The organism is Sagittula sp. SSi028 (genome assembly GCF_048553715.1).
GTDB lineage: Bacteria > Pseudomonadota > Alphaproteobacteria > Rhodobacterales > Rhodobacteraceae > Sagittula.
Genome location: NZ_JBLZNC010000006.1, coordinates 115014 through 132690, shown reverse-complemented (window position 1 = coordinate 132690; position 17677 = coordinate 115014). Strand labels below are relative to the sequence as shown.

The window sequence follows — 17677 nt, the reverse complement described above, 5'->3', positions numbered from 1 at the left end:
CCCATGATGCACGCTTCTTCGAGCTGGACAATGACAGGCAACGCCCCCGACGACGGAGAAGGTGACGCGGGTGTCGTTGTCGACACGAAACCGCGCACCAAACGCCCGCCGTTGTACAAGGTGTTGTTGCTCAACGACGATTACACGCCGATGGAGTTTGTCGTTCACATTCTGGAACGGTTCTTTGGCATGACCCACGCGCAAGCGTTCGAGATCATGTTGACCGTTCACAAAAAGGGCGTCGCCGTGGTTGGTGTCTTCAGCCACGAGATCGCGGAAACCAAGGTGGGACAGGTCATGGACTTTGCCCGCCGCCATCAGCACCCCTTGCAGTGCACCATGGAAAAGGAATAGGCCCAAGACTTTCGCAGCATCAGGGGGCCAATCGCCATGAGTTCTGAACGCATCCGTTACGCCATGGACCAAGGCGCATTGGAATTGCCCGATGGGCCTGTGGCGCTGTTCGGCGCCCCTGCCGATGCGCCTTTGTCCGGCATTGATCCATCGCAGGTCACCGTCATCCAGCGCGATGCGGTCGCAACAACCGCATGGCAAGCCCACGGCGTCACGGTGCGTACTGCGCCCGAGGGCCGCTATGCCTGCGCAATCGTCACCCTCCCCCGTGCCCGCGACCTTGCTGAGGCATGGCTCGCGGAGGCGGCGGCCCATGCGGACCTTCTGGTGATCGATGGGGCCAAAACCGACGGCATCGAATCTATTGCCAAAGCGGTAAAGAAACGCACCCGGATCGACGGGCAGGTGTCGAAGGCGCATGGTAAGTGCCTCTGGCTCAAACCCGGAGATGCCCTGGCAGATTGGTCGCGTCCCGACATGCACCAGAACGCCGAGGGCGACTGGGTGGCACCGGGCGTATTTTCTGCGGACGCCGCCGATCCGGCTTCCCGCGCATTGGCTCAGGCATTGCCAGCGGCGCTGAAAGGACATGCGGCGGATCTGGGCGCTGGTTGGGGCTGGCTGTCGCGCGAGATCTTGGCGAAAGAGGGCGTCAAAACGCTCCACCTTGTCGAAAGCGATCACGCGGCGCTGTCCTGCGCCCGCCGCAACCTCGACGATAGCCGCGCAGTTTACCACTGGGCGGATGCCACCGACTGGACCCCACCGGCCAAGCTCGACTGTGTCGTTATGAACCCCCCATTTCATATCGGACGCAAAGCCGATCCGGCACTGGGGCGCGCTTTCATTGAAACTGCAGCCCGCGCTCTGGCGCCCCACGGTCAGCTGTACATGGTCGCCAACAGGCACCTGCCCTATGAAACCACACTTGCCGAACTCTTCCGCGAAACAGCCGAAATCGGCGGCGACAACCGCTTCAAATTGCTGCACGCCACCCGGCCCATTCGCACCAGGCGCTAAGCCGCGCTAGTGTCACCGACAGACTGTCAGGGAATCACTCATGAGCTTCTCAATCGAAGGCAAAACGGCCATTGTCACCGGCGCTGCCAATGGCGTCGGGCTCGCCATTGCGCGCCATTTCGCTGAAAAGGGCGCAAACGTCATGCTTGCCGACATGGACGAAGCGCAACTTTGTAAAGAATGCGATAAGTCTGACGAGGACAGCAATATCAAATACTTCGCGGGCGATCTCCGGGAACGGCTAACCATGGCCAACCTTCTGTCTGCAACGCTGGACGCTTATGATCGGGTGGACATCTTGGTGAACGGTTCTCGACAGGTCCTGGCCTCCGATCCGCTAGACCCCGACGACGACACAATGGAGCTGATGCTCAGCCAAAACCTGACAAATGCCTATCGGCTGTCGCAGATGGTCGCAAAACGCATGATCAAACAGGCCGAGCAACAACCAGAAGGTCAGGTTGGCGCAATTGTGAACCTGTCGTCTATCGCTGCGCGTCGCACACATCCCAACCTGTTGGCCTACTCTGTCAGCTGCGCTGCAATGGACCAGATGACACGCTCACTGGCGGTCGCCCTTGCTCCCTCACGCATACGGGTTAACGCCGTGGCATTTGGCTCTGTCATGTCGACCAGCCTGAAACAGGTCCTCAAGGAGAACCGTGACTTGCGCCCCCTGATCGAAGCGCACACTCCCCTTGGACGCATCGCGTCTGCGCGCGAACTCACGGAAACGGTCCAATTTCTCGCATCAGACAGTTCAGGTTTTATGACCGGCCAAGTCATGACTGTTGATGGCGGCCGCACATTGTTGGACCCGGTCGCAGCCCCGATCCATTGAGGAGAGACTTGGCTGGGGGTTTCACCCCCAGACCCCCAAGGTATTTGAACCAAGAAAAAGCGCGAATGTTTTTCCTTGGAAAAATACCTCGGGGTCCGGGGCAGCGCCCCGGTTCCGCAGGGTGCCAAACCCAAGGACGTTGGCGTTCCTAAACCGAAAAGGTCCCATGCCAACCGCTGAAACATGAGAGGCAATCAAAATGATGGAAAGTGAAAAGCGCAAAGCCAGTGATTGGTTTAGAGAGCTTCGCGACCAGATCGTTTCAGCCTTTGAAGAACTGGAGGCTTCACACAACACAGGCCCCTTCTGCGACCGATCGGCTGGTATATTCGACGTGACGCCTACCCGGCGGACGACGGAGGATGGCAGTGATGCCGGCGGCGGCTTGATGAGCGTCATGCGCGGCGGCCGCGTGTTCGAGAAGGTTGGGGTCAACGTTTCGACGGTGCATGGCACATTGGGCGAAGCCGCGCAGTCTTCGATGGCCGCGCGCGGCGTGCCTGGCATCGCGGAAGACCCTCGTTTCTGGGCTTCGGGGATCAGTCTTGTTGCCCATATGCAGAACCCTCACTGCCCTGCTGTTCATATGAATACCAGAATGTTCTGGACTCCCGGCGCCTGGTGGTTTGGTGGTGGATCAGACTTGAACCCATGCATCGAATATCCGGAAGATACGGCACACTTTCATGCCACCCAACAGAGGCATCTGGATCCGCATGACCCGGACCTTTATCCGCGGCTGAAAGCATGGGCGGACGAATATTTCTACATCCCGCATCGCAAGCGCGCCCGTGGTGTGGGCGGCATTTTCATGGACGATCGGAATACGGGTGATTGGGACGCGGACTTTGCCCTGACGCAGGACATCGGGCGCGCGTTCTTGCCGGCCTACCTGCCTTTGGTGGAAAAGCGCAGGCTTCAGCCCTGCACAGATGCGGACAAAGAAACGCAACTGATCCATCGCGGGCTCTATGCGGAATACAACCTTGTTTATGATCGCGGCACGAAGTTTGGATTGGCGACAGGTCACGATCCAAACGCCGTATTGATGAGCCTGCCGCCCTTGGCCAAGTGGGTTTGACTCCTAGATCTCGCGCCATTCACCGGGCGCGAGCGTCTCAAGGCTCCAGTCCCCTACGGACCAGCGCACAAGTCGCAAGCAGGGCAGTCCCACATGGGCTGTCATACGTCTCACCTGGCGGTTCTTGCCCTCGCGAATGGTCAGCGAGATCCAACTGTCGGGAACGCTTTTGCGATAGCGGACCGGCGGATCACGCTCCCACAGATCGGGGGGATCAATCTGCTCGCACAGCGCGGGCCGTGTCTTGCCGTCTTTCAGCGTCACACCGTCGCGCAAGGACTGAAGTTGCCCTGCGTCGGGAATGCCTTCGACCTGCACCAGATATGTTTTTGGCTGCTTGTATTTGGGCGAGGCGATCCGCGCCTGAAGACGCCCGTCATCCGTCAGGACCAGCAACCCTTCGGAATCGCGGTCCAGACGTCCGGCCGGGTAAACATTGGGCACATTAACCACTTGGGACAATGTCGGGCGGCTGGAGCCTTCGGTGCCTTTGTCAGTAAACTGCGATAACATTCCGTAGGGTTTGTTCAGCAAGATCACCCGGGCCATCAGCGGCGCTCCTTGAAAAAATCGCGCAACAGTGTGGCAGCGCTGTCGGCGTCGATGCCGTCGTATATTTCCGGCACGTGGTGGCATTGGGGATGCGAGAAAACGCGCGCACCGGCTTCCACGCCGCCGGATTTGGGGTCGGAGGCGGCGTAATACAGGCGGGCGATCCGCGCGAATGAAATGACCGTGGCGCACATGGGACAAGGCTCCAGCGTGACGTACAGATCATGACCCGGCAACCGGTCCATCCCGGCCACGTGACAGGCCGCGCGGATGGCCAGCACCTCGGCATGGGCGGTGGGGTCATTCAGCTCTCGCGTCCGGTTGCCCGCACTTGCGACGATCCCGCCATCGGGTGCGACCACAACGGCGCCCACAGGCACCTCGCCACGGGCGGCGGCGGCTCGGGCCTCGGACAGGGCAGCCTGCATATGCGAACGAAAGATCATGGCGGCCTTCTATCCTTTGCCTTCGGGACGGGAAAGGCGCTTCCCCCGTTTGGTTGGTCGCGGTATGACGCCTGCATGGAAAACAAGACCCCTCCCGGTGATCGAATCGCCAAAGTTATCGCGCGCGCAGGGCTGGCCAGCCGACGCGATGCAGAACGCATGATTGCCGATGGCCGTGTGGCTGTGAACGGCAAGGTGGTGACATCGCCCGCGCTGAATGTGACCGACCGTGACAAGATCACCGTTGACGAGGCCCCGCTGGCTGCGCCTGAAGAGCCGCGCATGTGGATGTATCACAAGCCTGCGGGCCTTGTGACCACCAACAAGGACGAGCAGGGACGCAAGACCATTTTCGATGCGCTCCCCGAGGATCTGCCGCGGGTGATGACGGTGGGCCGGCTGGACCTTAATTCCGAAGGCTTGCTGCTGTTGACCAACGATGGCGGATTGAAGCGCAAGCTGGAACTGCCGTCGACCGGCTGGTTGCGCCGGTACCGCGTGCGTGTGAACGGGCGTCCGACCGACAGCGATCTGGAGCCGCTGCGCAAGGGCATCACCGTGGATGGCGAGACCTTTCAGCCGATGATCGTGACGCTCGACCGCCAGCAGGGGGCGAACGCTTGGCTGACGGTCGGTCTGCGCGAGGGGAAGAACCGTGAAATCCGGCGCGCCATGGGTGATATCGGCCTGAACGTGAACCGCCTCATCCGCATTTCTTATGGTCCGTTCCAGTTGGGCCAGATGAAAGAGGGGGAGGTGCAGGAAATCCGCCGCAAGATCCTGCGCGATCAACTGGGGATGGAAGATGCGCCCGCTGCCGGTGGCGAAGCCAAGGCCAAGCCGCGGGTGCAACGCAACCGCAAGCCGCGCGCGGATGCCCCTGTGCGTGCGCCGTCCGGGAAACCGGGGGGACGCGGGGAACCTGCCAGAAACAGCGCCCGTCCCGGTCGCCCTTCGGGCGGCAGTAAACCCGGCGGTACGGCCAAGCGATCCGGCCCCAAAGGACCCCGCCCCCCTGCGGGAAAAGGGTCTGGGCGTCCTCCACGCAAGGGGTGAAGGCTTCTGAGGAGGGGATAACACGAGGTTAACCCTTTCTCTGTTTTTCCCGCCGAATGCCGTGTTTTTGCCCGTTTTAGACAGGATTGTCGCGGGCATGATGATCACGATGCTTGCCCTTCTTGTACTGTTTGCTTCGGCTCTGCTGGTGCTTGCGAACCTGCGAGTCGTGGTTGGCGATACGTTCGATGCTTTGCGCAGCTGTGCCCGGCGCAGCTACGCCGCGGGTCTTATGCCGCAACGGGCCGCTTTTGCGGTTTTGTGGCTGCTGATCTTCACACTCGGGCTGGCGGGGTGAACAACATGCCGCGAGACAAGCAGCTTGACCGGAACCAGCAAACACCCCCGACGGATCCTGCCACGGCATGTGGGACGGGAGCGCTGGCTTTGGCCGCTTTGCCTGTTGCCGCGCTGATCCCAACCGGTGGTCTAGAGGACATCATCTCTGCGACAGCGCTGATCGCTTTGTTCTTGTTGGCTTTACGCTTGATTTCCCTAGGCCATCGCAAACACGTGCTGTTTGATGCAACGCCTCATGCCAAGGCGCCGCGCTTGCCCTTCAAATTGATTGGATCGGGCCTGATCGGCCTATGTGTCATGCTGCTGGCCGGTCAAAATGTGGACAGTCTGATCCTGCCTTTCGTCTTTGGCGGCTGCGCCACTGCTTTGGCCGTTCTGGCCTTCGGGGCTGACCCGCTGCGGGATAAGCCCGGTGCCCAGCCCGAAACCGTTGATCCCAAACACGAGGCAGAGCTAATCATTGAGCGCGCGGATCACGCCCTGACCCGGATTGCGGATCGCGTGGCCATCCTTGAAGATGCCGAGCTGACACGCCGCACAGAAGCCGCCCGCCGCTTGGTGATGCAACTGATGCGCCGGTTTTCTCGCGATCCGTATTCCCTGAAACGCCTGAACCGACCTGTCGAGAAGTTCATCCGGCTTTTGGATGAGGAATCGAACAGGATTTGCGGCGAAGTTGATGGGACGAGCCCTGCCTTCGCGCGCAAACGCTACATCGCCAAGCTCGAAGTCATGACCGACAGCTTCGAGGCCAGCGCCTGCCGCACGCGGGTGCGCGGCGACAAGGACCAGTTCGAAGCAGAGGCAGATCTGTTGCTGCATCGCATGCCTGATCAAAACGCCGCCTGATGCGCGCTTCATCACGTGGACACGGTGATGAGCAAGGTGCGCAGTTCCCCCTAGCAAGCGCAGCATTTAGCGCCTAAGTTCCCTTCGTAAACAAACGCCGGGGGACCTATGTCCGGAAAAGCCTTGCAGAAAATCAGCTTCACGCTGCTTTTGGTGCTCTTGTTCGGAGTCACAACCGGCTGGCTCGGGGGGCTTTAAGCATGGCCAAACGATTCGGCGGGAAATTCAGCCCCGACAGCCAGCCGCAAGACGTCGACGATACGCCGCAGCGTCCCGCCTATAAAGGGGCCAAGGTTGCTGCCGCCGGTGCGCGGTCGAACCTGATGTTTGTACCCGGCTTGGTGCTGGCCTTTACCTCGATCAACGAAGGCGCCATCGATATGGCCACGGGCCTGCTGGGCGCGGGGTCCCTGATCCTTGGCGCGTGGTTGCTGCGCGACGGGTTGAATGCCGAAGCGGCCTATCACGAACGCAAAATCGCGCGCCGCCCTGCCCTGCCCCGCAAACTGTTTGCCGCTGTCCTATGTGGTCTGGGGGCTGCGCTTGCGGTTTGGACATCGAACGGCGGCGCGGCCGCCCCCCTGATCTATGGCATCGTGGCGGCTGGCCTGCATATCGGCGCCTTCGGCATAGACCCTATGAAAAGCAAGGGCATGGAAGGGATCGACACCTTTCAACAAGACCGCGTGGCGCGCGTTGTCGACGAAGCCGAAAGCCACCTGTCCGCGATGGCGGATGCCGTCAAACGGGCGGATGACCGAACGGTCGAAACCCGTGTGGACCGCTTTGCCGACAAAGTGCGCGAAATGATCCGCACGGTCGAAGAAGACCCGCGTGATCTGACGGCTGCGCGAAAATTTCTGGGCGTCTACCTGATGGGCGCGCGTGATGCGGCGATCAAATTCGCCGATATTTATTCACGCAGTCAGGATCGTGGCGCGAAAAGCGACTTCTTGATGTTGCTGACCGATCTGGAACAAAGCTTTGAACAAAAGCAGCGCAAACTGTTGCTTGATGACAGTGCTGATCTGAATATCGAAATTGACGTGCTGCGGGATCGTTTGCAGCGCGAGGGTGTGCATCTCAATCGCGGGATGAATTGAACTAGGAAAACGGGGGATCCCATCCATGTCAGAAAACGTGCGTCAAGAAGCGGAAAAAACGCTTCAGATGGTCGATGAAGTGAACGCAACGGTTCTGCCGGAGCCCAAAGAAGCGAATGCCATCGTTCCGCTGAAAGAAGCGCCCAGCGAAACCTCCGAGGAAATCCGCGCGCGGATGGACGAAATCGACATGGGTGACACCAATTCGATCGTCTCCTTTGGCTCGGCCGCGCAGGCGGAACTGCAGACCATCTCGCAGGCGATGCTGACCGATGTGCGCAACAAGGACGTGGGCCCCGCCGGTGACAGCCTGCGCGGCATCGTAACCACGATCCGTGGCTTTTCGGTCTCCGAGCTTGACGTGCGCCGTGAACGGTCCTGGTGGGAAAAGCTGATCGGTCGCGCAGCGCCTTTCGCGAAGTTCACCGCACGGTTTGAGACTGTTCAGGCGCAGATCGACAAGGTGACAGAGGATCTCCTGCGGCACGAGCACACGCTGCTCAAGGACATCAAGTCCTTGGATCTGCTGTATGAAAAGACGCTGCAGTTCTATGACGAGCTGGCGCTGTACATCGCCGCCGGTGAGGAAAAGCTTGAAGAGCTGGACACCAGTGTGATCCCTGCCAAAGAGGCGGAAGTGCAGGCCGCGCCCGAGGGCGAACAGGTCATGAAAGCGCAGGAGCTGCGCGACCTGCGCGGCGCGCGCGACGATCTGGAACGGCGTGTGCACGATCTGAAGCTGACCCGTCAGGTGACCATGCAATCGCTGCCCTCGATCCGTCTGGTGCAGGAAAACGACAAGTCGCTGGTGACCAAGATCAACTCGACCCTCGTGAACACCGTGCCGCTGTGGGAAACCCAGCTGGCGCAGGCGGTGACCATCCAGCGGTCCAAACAGGCGGCGGCTGCGGTGCGCGATGCCAATGATCTGACCAACGAACTGCTGACCTCGAACGCGGCGAACCTGCGCGAAAGCAACGCCATGATCCGCGAGGAAATGGAACGCGGTGTCTTCGACATCGAAGCGGTGAAACAGGCGAACGCCGATCTGATCGGCACCATCGAGGACAGCTTGCGCATCGCGGACGAAGGCAAGGCGCGCCGCGCCAAGGCCGAGGAAGAGCTCATCAAGATGGAGCACGAGCTGCGCGATACGCTTGCCGCCGCCAAGGCCAAGAAAACCGGCACCGGTGACGTGGCCGCAACTGCGGTGCCGTCCTGATCATGACATTACGCCGTCTGCCTTGCGCATTGGCGGTTCTGGGTCTCGCAGTGCTGACCGCCTGCGAGACCTCGACGCTTGCGCCGCGTGAAACCGGCGTCACCCCTCAGGAACGCCCTGTCGCAGCCCCCGCCCCTGCGCCGGTAAAACCACCGGCAAAGACAACGGTCACCGCGACGGAATCGAGCCGCGCCATGGCGGCCTATTACGCCCGCATCCAGTCCAACCTGCTGGCGCAGGGTTTGCTGCGCACCGATGGCGGCGGGCCGGACACGCCCTTCACCGACACCATGCTGGTGCGCAACTTTGCCGCCATCGCGTTGGAAGAAGAATACGTTCGTGGTCAGGGGCTGCGCCCCTCTGGCGCCAACGCGGGGTCCGCCATCAAAAAGTGGCTCCAGCCCGTGCGCGTGACCACCGAATTCACGCCGAACGTGCCCACCGACCAGCGCGCTTGGGATCGGGCAGAGGTGGCCTCCTTCACGCGACGTTTGGGACAGATCACAGGCCACCCCGTCAGCCTATCCGACAAGAACCCAAACTTTCACGTCATTTTTGCCGCGCAAGACGATCACGCGCTGATCGCCGACCGCATCCGCGAAATCGTGCCCGACGTGAACCCCACCGCGTTGCGCATTTTCCAGACCATCCCGCGCGGCATTCATTGCCTTGTCATGGCCTTCGCCGAAGAAAACGGCGGCTACGCTTACGGAAATGCCATTGCTGTCATCCGGTCCGAACACCCCGAACTGATGCGCCTGTCCTGCGTGCACGAGGAAATGGCCCAAGGCTTTGGTCTGACCAACGACAGCCCTTCGGCGCGGCCCACCATATTCAATGACGATGACGAATTTGCCCTGCTGACACGTCATGACGAGCTGCTGTTGCAGATGCTGTATGATCCCGCCCTGCAACCGGGCATGCTGGCCGAGGAAGCCTTGCCCATCGCGCGACGCCGCGCGAGCGTTCTGACCGGCAACGACGCGCCCAGTTGAGCCATAGGAGACCCCCATGCCAATTTTCGATTTTCTCAAAGGCCAATTCATCGACGTCATCCATTGGACCGATGACACCCGTGACACACTTGTCTGGCGGTTCGAACGCGAAGGCCACGAAATCAAATACGGCGCAAAGCTGACGGTCCGCGAAGGTCAGGCCGCCGTGTTCGTACACGAAGGCCAGATGGCCGATGTCTTCACCCCCGGCCTGTACATGTTGGAAACCAACAACATGCCGATCATGACGTCGTTGCAGCATTGGGACCACGGCTTCCAAAGCCCGTTCAAATCCGAGATCTACTTCGTCAACACCAACCGCTTCACCAACCTGAAATGGGGCACCAAAAACCCCATCATGCTGCGTGATCCGGAATTCGGGCCGACCCGTATCCGCGCCTTTGGCACCTATACGATCAAGGTTGCCGATCCTGCACTATTCATGACCGAAATCGTGGGCACCGATGGCGAATTCACCACCGACGAGGTGACCTTTCAGATCCGCAACATCATCGTGCAGGAATTCAGCCGCGCCATTGCGAAATCGGGCATTCCCGTTCTGGACATGGCCGCCAACACCGCCGAAGTCGGCGCCCTGATTGCCAAGGCCATCGATCCGACAATCGCCGCTTATGGCCTGTCGCTGCCCGAGCTGTATATCGAGAACATCTCCCTGCCGCCCGAGGTTGAAAAGGCGCTGGATGCGCGGACCTCGCGTGGGCTGGCGGGCAATCTCGACGACCATATGAAATGGCGCGCGGCCGAGGCCATGGGCAAAGGCGGTGCCATGGATCAATCCATGGGTATGGGGTTTGGCGCTGGCATGGGCATGAACATGGCCCAGCAAATGGCGCAGCCCGGCCCTTGGGGCGCACAACCGCAGCCTGCGGCGCAGGCGGCCCCTGTCGCACCGCCCCCGCCGCCCGTGGAACACGTCTGGCATCTGGCCAAAAACGGCCAGACCAGCGGCCCGTTCTCCAAGGCGGATCTGGGCAAGATGGCCGCCAGTGGCGAATTCGGGCGGGACACCCATGTCTGGACACCGGGTCAGGACGGCTGGAAAAAAGCCGGTGATGTGGCCGAACTGGCGCAGTTGTTCACCGTGATGCCGCCGCCCCCGCCGCCGATGTGATCCATACGAGCGGGGCGTGCCGCGCCCCGTTCACTCCAGATCCAACTGGCTGAGCAAATCGACGCCGCGGCAGGCATAGGCCGGAAAGGCATGTGTCTGCACGGGCGTCACAGGAAACGGGCGGAACGGGTCGATCTGGCTGTCCACAATCAGTTGCCCGTCGATGCACAAATCCTGCGCCGCAGACCCAATGTTAAAGCCAAAGCCGCCCGCCCCGCAGCTTGTGCCGAACCCGTCCATGTTCCACGCCTGCGGCATCTGCGCGCCCATCCCCTCGACCAGAAAGGCCGGCACTTGTGGATCCAGCAGCATGCGCCACCATGTCTCCTCGTTCAAAAGCCCAAGGCCCCATTCCCCGATCTCGCGGTCGCCAAGGCGTCCCTTGATGTAGAAACAGCTGACGTCATCCTGTGTGATCAAGGCCGTCTCATCACGCAGACGGTCCACGGCGACAGCACCCTGCAGGCTATAGCCACCCGCCCCGTCCCAGCTGAATTCATAGATCGCCTCCTGCGCCTGCGCCGCGATGGGCAGCAACAGCGCGATCAAACCGGTCCTGCGCATGCCGTCACTCCTTGCCTGCTGCGCCAAGACTATCCCATGCCCTGCCCGCCACAACCCGCATTTGCACGGGGATTTTTCCCGAATACCCCTTTCTCTCGCGGGGGCAGCGCGTAGGATGGCGGCGAATGTGCCAACAGTCTGCCGGTGACCATGTCCGACCTTCCGCCGCCCCTGCCCGATGCCCCCGCCCCGACAGAGGAACACCGCTTCCCATGTGAGCAATGCGGCGCGGACTACCGCTTTGACCCTGATCAGAACCAGCTGATTTGCGATTTCTGCGGCTCCACCCAAGAGGTCGTGGCCCAGACCGGCCCATGGGAAGGCGGCATCAAGGAGTTGGATTTCAACGACGCCATCCGCAACCTCCTGCCCCTGCAGGAGATGGAGGAAACCCGCGTCACCTCTTGCCCGAATTGCGCGGCTCAGGTGGAATTCGATCCGGACCTGCACGCCACGGAATGCCCCTTCTGCGCCACACCTGTTGTCACCGACACGGGCACGCACCGGCATATCAAACCGCGCGGCCTGCTGCCCTTTGGTCTGGATGAAAACGCCGCGCGTGAGGCGATGAACACTTGGCTGGGAAAGCTGTGGTTCGCGCCAAATGGCTTGCAGGAATACGCGCGCAAAGGGCGCAAACTGCAGGGCATCTACGTGCCCTATTGGACCTTCGATGCCGATACGCAATCGAGCTACTCCGGCCAACGCGGGACCGTTTACTACGACACAAAAACCGTGACCCGCGATGGCAAACGCCAAACGGTCCGCGTGCAGAAAGTCCGCTGGCGCCCCGCCTCGGGCCGTGTGACGCGCTTCTTTGACGATGTTCTGGTGCTGGCCTCCAAGGCGCTACCGAAAAAGTTCACCGACGCGTTAGAGCCGTGGGACCTGTCTGCCATGGAACCCTACCGGCCCGAATTTCTCGCCGGCTTCCGCGCCGAAGGCTATCAGGTCGATCTGGATGCAGGCTTTGTTGAAGCGCGGCAAAAGATGGACCGCCAGATCGAACGGGACGTGAAATTCGACATCGGCGGCGACCGCCAAAGGATCAACCGCATCGACACACAGGTCTCGGATGTAACCTTCAAACACGTCCTCCTGCCGGTCTGGATGGCCGCCTATAAATACCGCGGCAAAAGTTACCGCTTCGTGGTCAATGGCCGCACCGGACGGGTGCAGGGGGAACGGCCATGGTCCGCTTGGAAAATCGCCTTCGCCGTCATTCTGGGCGCCATCGTGGCCGCGGGCATTGGCTACATCTACGCGCAAGGCGGCTAGGTTTTCTTAACGCGCGCAAAATTTCGGTTCTCGCAGACGGCAAACCTTGCTAGATAGCGCAAACATTCCAAAACAGGACGGTGACGAAATGATCCTCTGCTGTGGCGAAGCCCTGATCGACATGCTGCCCCGCACGACCCCCGCCTCCGAGGCGGCCTTTGCCCCCTACGCAGGCGGTGCCGTGATGAACACCGCCATCGCACTGGGACGGCTCGGGGCGCGCTCGGGCTATTTCGGCGGCGTCTCGAACGATCTGTTTGGCGAGATCCTGACCGACACGCTCACTGCCTCTCACGTCGATCACAGCCTGTGCGCACGTTCAGACCGCCCCACGACGCTGGCCTTTGTCACCCTTGTGGATGGCCACGCCAAATATGCCTTCTACGACGAAAACACCGCCGGTCGCATGCTGTCCACATCGGACCTGCCCACCCTTGAGGACGATGTCTCGACCCTGTTCTTCGGGGGCATCTCGCTTGTGGGTGAACCCGCGGCCGACACCTACGCCGCCCTGTGCGCGCAGGCGGGCAACCGGGTTGTCATGATCGACCCGAACATCCGTCCCGGGTTCATCACCGACGAGGCCCGCTACCGCGCCCGTCTCGAAAAAATGCTCGCCCGCGCCGACATCGTCAAAATCTCGGACGAAGACATGGACTGGCTCGGCACCACCGCCGCTGACCTACTCAAGGGCGGCACCGCCATCGTCCTGATCACCCGCGGCGCGGAAGGCGTCGATATCGTCACCCGCGAGGGCACCAAAACCGTTCCCGCGCAAAAGGTCGATGTGGTCGACACCGTGGGCGCAGGTGACACCTTTAACGCAGGGTTTCTGGCGGGCCTCGATCAGGCGGGCCTGCTGTCGCGCGACAAACTCGCAGCCGTCTGGCTTGACGATCTGGTCCCCGCTGCGCAACTGGGCGCAAAAACCGCGGCCATCACCGTCAGCCGCGCGGGCGCCAATCCCCCTTGGTCCCACGAACTATGAGGGCATTGATCCAACGGGTCAGCGCGGCCCGTGTTGATATCGAAGGCGAAACCGTGGGCCAGATCGACGCAGGCCTACTGATCCTGCTGTGCGCGATGCAAGGTGACACCGACGCCCATGCCATCAAACTCACCGACAAGATCAGCAAACTGCGGATCTTCAAGGATGACATCGGCCGGATGAACCGCAGCCTCCTCGACACAGGCGGCGCGGCCTTGGTGGTCAGCCAATTCACGCTCGCCGCCGACACCCGCAGCGGCAACCGCCCGGGCTTTTCCGCCGCCGCCCCACCGGACGAGGGTCAAAGACTATATCAGGCCTTCGCAGCAAAGCTTGCGGACAAGGGTATTGCGGTACAAACGGGGCGCTTTGGTGCAGACATGCAAGTCCACCTCGTCAATGATGGCCCCGTGACCATCTGGCTCGACACAGACGCCTAGACCCCTCCGGCCCGCTTTTTCTTGGTCAAAATACCTCCGCCGGAGGCGCCGGCATCTGCACTGGCAGATGCCTCTAAGACCTGTGCGCCGCAGGCGCACATCATCAATCCGTCAAGGCTCGCGGAACGCGTCGCGGGATTTGTACAGCGGCTTCAACAGATACTGCAGGACCGTCTTTTCGCCCGTATGCAGTTCGGCCTGCGCCTGCATGCCCGGACGGATATCCATCTGCACTTGGCGATCGGTCAACGATGCCAGATCCACCCGCACCGTCACCTTGTAATGGGGTGGCATCTCGGGGCGGTTCTCGTCCTTGAACGTATCGGCGGAAATTACATCCACGCGCCCTTTGAGCGTGCCGTAAACAGTGTAGTCATAGGCGGACAGCTTAATCGTCGCCTCCTGCCCGCGCCGAATGTTTGCGATGTCTTCGGGGCGCACCTTGGCCTCGACGAACAGTTCCTCGTCCAACGGGATGATCTGCATGATCTCTTCACCGGGGCGCACAACGCCGCCAATGGTGGTCACGGACAATTTATTCACAACCCCATGCATGGGCGACGTCAGCACCGTGCGGTTCAACTGGTCCACCGACGCCTTGAGGTTCTGTTTCAGCGTCGCCAGTTCCTTGAGCACCTCGGAATACTCTTCCGCGCGGGCAAGCTCGGTCTGGGTGATGATTTCCTCATACTTTTTGTAGGCATCCGCATGCCCCTTGCGGGCGCGGGTGACTTCGATCAACGCGACGACCTTTTTCTTTAGAAGGTTCTCAAGCAGCTTCAACTCTTCTGCGGCCTGATCGAGAACCTTTTGCGCCCCGGCGCGTCGTGCGTAGTAGTCCGACTGACGCGCGGCCAGTAACGCCTGCTCTGACGCCACCATATCCGGCAGGCGCAGCGCCAGATCGGTCGGCACCTCCACGACGGATGCACCGGCCAGCTCTGCCTCCAGACGCAGACGCCGGATCTCCAAGGTGGTGATCTGTTCATTCAGATCGTCAACGGAAGAGCGGAACTGCGTGCCGTGCAGCTTGGCCAATACGTCGCCGCGCAGCACCTCATCCCCTTCCTTGACCAGCATTTCCGACAGGATACCGCCTTCGAGGTTCTGAATGATCTGCGGACGCGAGGAAGAGATAATCTCGCCATCGCCCCGCACGATTTCATCCAGCCACGCCATCGACGCCCAGATGATAAACGCCCAGACAGTCACGGCACACAGCCAGATTGTCATCGACGGGCCGCGCATGCGGCTGGACAATTGCTGTTGCAGGTTGGTGGTTGACGTAGCCATTATGCAGCCCCCTTACGCAGATGCGCGAGCACCTGATCACGCGGCCCATCCACAGCCATCCGCCCATGGGCGAGGATCAGCGTGCGGGTCGCTAGCTGCAGAATCGGCACACGGTGCGTGGCGATCACGGCGGTACGCCCAACCAGCCATGCCTCCAGCCGCTCGATCAGCGCCTTCTCCAACGTTTGATCCAGCGCGGCTGTCGGCTCGTCCAGCAAACAGATTTGCGGGTCTTGCAGCCACAGGCGCGCCCAGCCGATGGACTGGCGCTGCCCGACGGACAGACCTTCGCCGCCGTCGTGAATATCCAGATCCAGCCCCTTGGGGTGCGCGCGGACATAAGGTGCAAGTCCCGCAAACTCCAAGGCTTCCATCAGGCGCTCGTCGTTGCGTTCCAGCAGCGACAGGTTCAGGTTATCGCGCAAAGTGCCTTGGAACAGGCGCACGTCCTGCCCCAGATAGCCGATGCCACGGCGCAGGTCCTTGGGGTCGATCTGGGCCATTTCGGTCCCGTCGATCAACACCTTGCCCGTGCCCGGCGCATAAAGCCCCGTCAGCATCTTGAGGAAGGTCGATTTCCCCGACCCGTTCGACCCCAGCACCGCCAGCACCTGACCGGGCAGGATCTGCAGCCCCTTCAGGTCCAGCACAGCCGCCCCTTCGGGATCATAACGGTAGGTGACGTTGTCCAGCTCGAACTTGCCCTCCAGCCGTTCGCGGCGCAGGTAAGTGCGTGTCTCGGACCGGTCCTGTTCCACATGGGCAATCGCATCCAGCCCGTCGAGCGCGGATTTCACATTGCCCCAGCGGGCCATGATGCCCGACAGTTGCGTCAGCGGCGCGAGCGTGCGCGAACACAAGATCCCCACCGCGATGATCGATCCCACGGTGAATTCGCCCGCAAACACCAGATAGGTGCCGGTGATGACCGCCGCCACATAGGTGGCCTGCTGGATGCCTTGGCTCCAGAAACCCAGCGTGGCCGCCAGCTTGCGTTGGTCAGAGGATTTCAACGCCTGCACCGCCGTCAGCTCTTCCCAAAGGCGGGTGAAACGGTCTTCGGCGCGCTGGGTCTTGATCGTGTCCAGCTCGACGACTGCCTCTTGCAGCAAGCGCGACATCTTGGTCGAGGCACCCTGCATTTCCTGCGTTAGACGGATCATGCGTTTCTGCAGGATCAGGCCGGGAACGACCATCAGGACGCCGCCGATGATCAGCACCCAGACCACCGAACCGGCGATCGACCAGACCATCAGCAAGAAAACAAAGATAAAGGGCAAATCGGCCAATGCACCGGCGGTCGAGGCGGTAAAGAACTCTCGCACAGAGCTGAATTCCCGCATCGCGGAAAACAGCTGCGCCGGCGACCGCCCCGGAAGATCAGAGCGCATGCCCAAAATGCGCTGCATCAACAGGTTCTGCACACCCAATTCGATCTGCCGCCCTGCCCCGTCCAGCAACTGCGAGCGTGCGACTTTCAGAAAGGCCTCCAGCAGCAAGGCCAGACCGGCCCCTGCTGCCAAAACCCACAAGGTCGCCTCGGATTGGTGGGGGATCACGCGGTCATAGACCTGCAGCGAAAACAACGCGACGGACACCGCCAGCAGGTTGGCCACAAAAGAGCCAAGCGCCACTTCGCCAAACTGCTTTTTGAAGCGACCGAACTGGCCCCAGAACCAATGGCTTTCGCGTTCAACCTGCGCGTGGTTTTCCGCCAGCATTTCAAGCGGGGCTTCGGCGCGGATCAACTGTCCGCTGAAATAGCGCCCGAATTCTGCGACGCCGACCTCGGACTGGCGCGACACTGTGGTGTCGTCGTAAATCGTCAGGCCACCGGCATCCTGCGACAGCACCAGAACCGCCTGCCCGTTGGTCATCACGGCGATGGCAGGCCACAAGCCCGGCACCAGCGTATCGGGTTCATCCTCCAGCGCGAGCAGGCCTGCCGCCTCCATGCCCATGCGCAGGGCGTAGGCATCGAAACTGTCGTCACAGCCCGCATGCTGGCTGAGCGCTTCAAGGATATCGGTGGCTTTCGCCTCGACCCCCAGACGCCCGGCAAGCACGCGGATCAGGTCTGCACGCGACGCGGCCTTTTTGGTAAACCGCGATGTCTTGGGCTTGGCCTTGGGGACGGCCTTTCGGACCGCCGCAGCCATATGC

Annotated in this window: 19 protein-coding genes; 14 read left to right on the top strand and 5 right to left on the bottom strand. The window is 61.3% G+C overall.

All coding sequences use genetic code 11. The features are described 5' to 3' along the window. The first annotated feature begins 3 nt into the window (after nt 1-3). The 4 genes from clpS (at nt 4) to hemF (ending at nt 3296) form a co-directional block, all read left to right on the top strand. Nucleotides 4-354: an ATP-dependent Clp protease adapter ClpS gene (gene clpS / locus ACN5AZ_RS12925; RefSeq protein ID WP_419429304.1), complete on the top strand. Its 351-nt coding sequence runs from the start codon at nt 4-6 to the stop codon at nt 352-354. Nucleotides 355-390: 36 nt separating this feature from the next. Beyond that, nucleotides 391-1374 (top strand): class I SAM-dependent methyltransferase, encoded by a 984-nt coding sequence (locus tag ACN5AZ_RS12920; RefSeq protein ID WP_419429303.1) that lies wholly within the window; start codon nt 391-393, stop codon nt 1372-1374. Nucleotides 1375-1414: 40 nt separating this feature from the next. Then, a complete protein-coding gene (locus tag ACN5AZ_RS12915; protein WP_419429302.1) occupies nt 1415-2215 on the top strand; it encodes an SDR family NAD(P)-dependent oxidoreductase in 801 nt (266 codons plus the stop codon). A gap of 199 nt (nt 2216-2414) precedes the next feature. After that, nucleotides 2415-3296, top strand: a complete 882-nt coding sequence (gene hemF / locus ACN5AZ_RS12910; RefSeq protein WP_419429301.1) for an oxygen-dependent coproporphyrinogen oxidase — start codon at nt 2415-2417, stop codon at nt 3294-3296. Nucleotides 3297-3299: 3 nt separating this feature from the next. Here the strand turns inward: hemF and ACN5AZ_RS12905 are convergent, their stop codons facing one another. Both ACN5AZ_RS12905 and ACN5AZ_RS12900 read right to left on the bottom strand, forming a co-directional pair. After that, nucleotides 3300-3845: a pseudouridine synthase gene (locus ACN5AZ_RS12905; protein WP_419429300.1), complete on the bottom strand. Its 546-nt coding sequence runs from the start codon at nt 3843-3845 to the stop codon at nt 3300-3302. Further along, a complete protein-coding gene (locus tag ACN5AZ_RS12900; RefSeq protein ID WP_419429299.1) occupies nt 3845-4294 on the bottom strand; it encodes a nucleoside deaminase in 450 nt (149 codons plus the stop codon). Before ACN5AZ_RS12900 ends, ACN5AZ_RS12905 begins: the two co-directional genes overlap by 1 nt. Before the next feature lie 75 nt (nt 4295-4369). Between ACN5AZ_RS12900 and ACN5AZ_RS12895 the strand changes: the two genes are divergently transcribed. The 7 genes from ACN5AZ_RS12895 (at nt 4370) to ACN5AZ_RS12865 (ending at nt 10951) form a co-directional block, all read left to right on the top strand. Further along, nucleotides 4370-5350, top strand: a complete 981-nt coding sequence (locus ACN5AZ_RS12895; RefSeq protein ID WP_419429298.1) for a pseudouridine synthase — start codon at nt 4370-4372, stop codon at nt 5348-5350. A 97-nt stretch (nt 5351-5447) separates the two neighbouring features. Beyond that, the gene (locus ACN5AZ_RS12890) at nt 5448-5648 is read left to right on the top strand and encodes a hypothetical protein (RefSeq protein ID WP_419429297.1); all 201 of its coding nucleotides are present in this window, start codon (nt 5448-5450) and stop codon (nt 5646-5648) included. Nucleotides 5649-5653: 5 nt separating this feature from the next. Further along, complete coding sequence (locus ACN5AZ_RS12885; RefSeq protein WP_419429296.1) at nt 5654-6499, top strand: hypothetical protein; 846 nt, start codon at nt 5654-5656, stop codon at nt 6497-6499. A gap of 200 nt (nt 6500-6699) precedes the next feature. Further along, nucleotides 6700-7602 carry a 5-bromo-4-chloroindolyl phosphate hydrolysis family protein gene (locus tag ACN5AZ_RS12880; protein WP_419429295.1) on the top strand — a complete coding sequence of 301 codons (903 nt, stop codon included), beginning with the start codon at nt 6700-6702 and terminating at the stop codon, nt 7600-7602. A 25-nt stretch (nt 7603-7627) separates the two neighbouring features. Next, nucleotides 7628-8824, top strand: a complete 1197-nt coding sequence (locus tag ACN5AZ_RS12875) for a toxic anion resistance protein (RefSeq protein WP_419429294.1) — start codon at nt 7628-7630, stop codon at nt 8822-8824. A gap of 2 nt (nt 8825-8826) precedes the next feature. Next, the gene (locus ACN5AZ_RS12870; protein ID WP_419429293.1) at nt 8827-9819 is read left to right on the top strand and encodes a DUF2927 domain-containing protein; all 993 of its coding nucleotides are present in this window, start codon (nt 8827-8829) and stop codon (nt 9817-9819) included. Nucleotides 9820-9835: 16 nt separating this feature from the next. Next, nucleotides 9836-10951 carry an SPFH domain-containing protein gene (locus ACN5AZ_RS12865; RefSeq protein ID WP_419429292.1) on the top strand — a complete coding sequence of 372 codons (1116 nt, stop codon included), beginning with the start codon at nt 9836-9838 and terminating at the stop codon, nt 10949-10951. A gap of 30 nt (nt 10952-10981) precedes the next feature. Here the strand turns inward: ACN5AZ_RS12865 and ACN5AZ_RS12860 are convergent, their stop codons facing one another. Further along, nucleotides 10982-11515: a hypothetical protein gene (locus ACN5AZ_RS12860; RefSeq protein ID WP_419429291.1), complete on the bottom strand. Its 534-nt coding sequence runs from the start codon at nt 11513-11515 to the stop codon at nt 10982-10984. 150 nt (nt 11516-11665) lie between these two features. On the opposite strand from ACN5AZ_RS12860, the gene ACN5AZ_RS12855 reads away from it, so the two are divergent. The 3 genes from ACN5AZ_RS12855 (at nt 11666) to dtd (ending at nt 14221) form a co-directional block, all read left to right on the top strand. Continuing rightward, nucleotides 11666-12793, top strand: coding sequence for a primosomal protein N' (replication factor Y) - superfamily II helicase (locus ACN5AZ_RS12855; protein WP_419429290.1), 1128 nt, complete (start codon nt 11666-11668; stop codon nt 12791-12793). A gap of 88 nt (nt 12794-12881) precedes the next feature. Continuing rightward, the gene (locus tag ACN5AZ_RS12850) at nt 12882-13781 is read left to right on the top strand and encodes a carbohydrate kinase family protein (RefSeq protein ID WP_419429289.1); all 900 of its coding nucleotides are present in this window, start codon (nt 12882-12884) and stop codon (nt 13779-13781) included. After that, a complete protein-coding gene (gene dtd, locus ACN5AZ_RS12845; protein WP_419429288.1) occupies nt 13778-14221 on the top strand; it encodes a D-aminoacyl-tRNA deacylase in 444 nt (147 codons plus the stop codon). Before ACN5AZ_RS12850 ends, dtd begins: the two co-directional genes overlap by 4 nt. 111 nt (nt 14222-14332) lie before the next feature. Here dtd and ACN5AZ_RS12840 read toward each other — a convergent pair whose 3' ends face one another. Together ACN5AZ_RS12840 and ACN5AZ_RS12835 are read right to left on the bottom strand one after the other, a co-directional pair. Beyond that, nucleotides 14333-15514 (bottom strand): HlyD family efflux transporter periplasmic adaptor subunit, encoded by a 1182-nt coding sequence (locus tag ACN5AZ_RS12840; protein ID WP_419429287.1) that lies wholly within the window; start codon nt 15512-15514, stop codon nt 14333-14335. Continuing rightward, nucleotides 15514-17673: an ATP-binding cassette domain-containing protein gene (locus ACN5AZ_RS12835; protein ID WP_419429468.1), complete on the bottom strand. Its 2160-nt coding sequence runs from the start codon at nt 17671-17673 to the stop codon at nt 15514-15516. Before ACN5AZ_RS12835 ends, ACN5AZ_RS12840 begins: the two co-directional genes overlap by 1 nt. Between the last annotated feature and the right edge of the window lie 4 nt (nt 17674-17677).

Bases quoted from the DNA above. Each gene is read 5' to 3' on its own strand.
- ACN5AZ_RS12890 (WP_419429297.1), top strand. From the start codon at position 5,448: ATGATGATCACGATGCTTGCCCTTCTTGTACTGTTTGCTTCGGCTCTG.
- ACN5AZ_RS12865 (WP_419429292.1), top strand. From the start codon at position 9,836: ATGCCAATTTTCGATTTTCTCAAAGGCCAATTCATCGACGTCATCCAT.
- clpS (WP_419429304.1), top strand. From the start codon at position 4: ATGATGCACGCTTCTTCGAGCTGGACAATGACAGGCAACGCCCCCGAC.
- ACN5AZ_RS12835 (WP_419429468.1), bottom strand. From the start codon at position 17,673: ATGGCTGCGGCGGTCCGAAAGGCCGTCCCCAAGGCCAAGCCCAAGACA.
- dtd (WP_419429288.1), top strand. From the start codon at position 13,778: ATGAGGGCATTGATCCAACGGGTCAGCGCGGCCCGTGTTGATATCGAA.
- ACN5AZ_RS12855 (WP_419429290.1), top strand. From the start codon at position 11,666: ATGTCCGACCTTCCGCCGCCCCTGCCCGATGCCCCCGCCCCGACAGAG.
- ACN5AZ_RS12870 (WP_419429293.1), top strand. From the start codon at position 8,827: ATGACATTACGCCGTCTGCCTTGCGCATTGGCGGTTCTGGGTCTCGCA.
- ACN5AZ_RS12900 (WP_419429299.1), bottom strand. From the start codon at position 4,294: ATGATCTTTCGTTCGCATATGCAGGCTGCCCTGTCCGAGGCCCGAGCC.
- ACN5AZ_RS12860 (WP_419429291.1), bottom strand. From the start codon at position 11,515: ATGCGCAGGACCGGTTTGATCGCGCTGTTGCTGCCCATCGCGGCGCAG.
- ACN5AZ_RS12840 (WP_419429287.1), bottom strand. From the start codon at position 15,514: ATGGCTACGTCAACCACCAACCTGCAACAGCAATTGTCCAGCCGCATG.
- ACN5AZ_RS12850 (WP_419429289.1), top strand. From the start codon at position 12,882: ATGATCCTCTGCTGTGGCGAAGCCCTGATCGACATGCTGCCCCGCACG.
- ACN5AZ_RS12885 (WP_419429296.1), top strand. From the start codon at position 5,654: ATGCCGCGAGACAAGCAGCTTGACCGGAACCAGCAAACACCCCCGACG.
- ACN5AZ_RS12895 (WP_419429298.1), top strand. From the start codon at position 4,370: ATGGAAAACAAGACCCCTCCCGGTGATCGAATCGCCAAAGTTATCGCG.
- ACN5AZ_RS12915 (WP_419429302.1), top strand. From the start codon at position 1,415: ATGAGCTTCTCAATCGAAGGCAAAACGGCCATTGTCACCGGCGCTGCC.
- ACN5AZ_RS12875 (WP_419429294.1), top strand. From the start codon at position 7,628: ATGTCAGAAAACGTGCGTCAAGAAGCGGAAAAAACGCTTCAGATGGTC.
- hemF (WP_419429301.1), top strand. From the start codon at position 2,415: ATGATGGAAAGTGAAAAGCGCAAAGCCAGTGATTGGTTTAGAGAGCTT.
- ACN5AZ_RS12920 (WP_419429303.1), top strand. From the start codon at position 391: ATGAGTTCTGAACGCATCCGTTACGCCATGGACCAAGGCGCATTGGAA.
- ACN5AZ_RS12905 (WP_419429300.1), bottom strand. From the start codon at position 3,845: ATGGCCCGGGTGATCTTGCTGAACAAACCCTACGGAATGTTATCGCAG.
- ACN5AZ_RS12880 (WP_419429295.1), top strand. From the start codon at position 6,700: ATGGCCAAACGATTCGGCGGGAAATTCAGCCCCGACAGCCAGCCGCAA.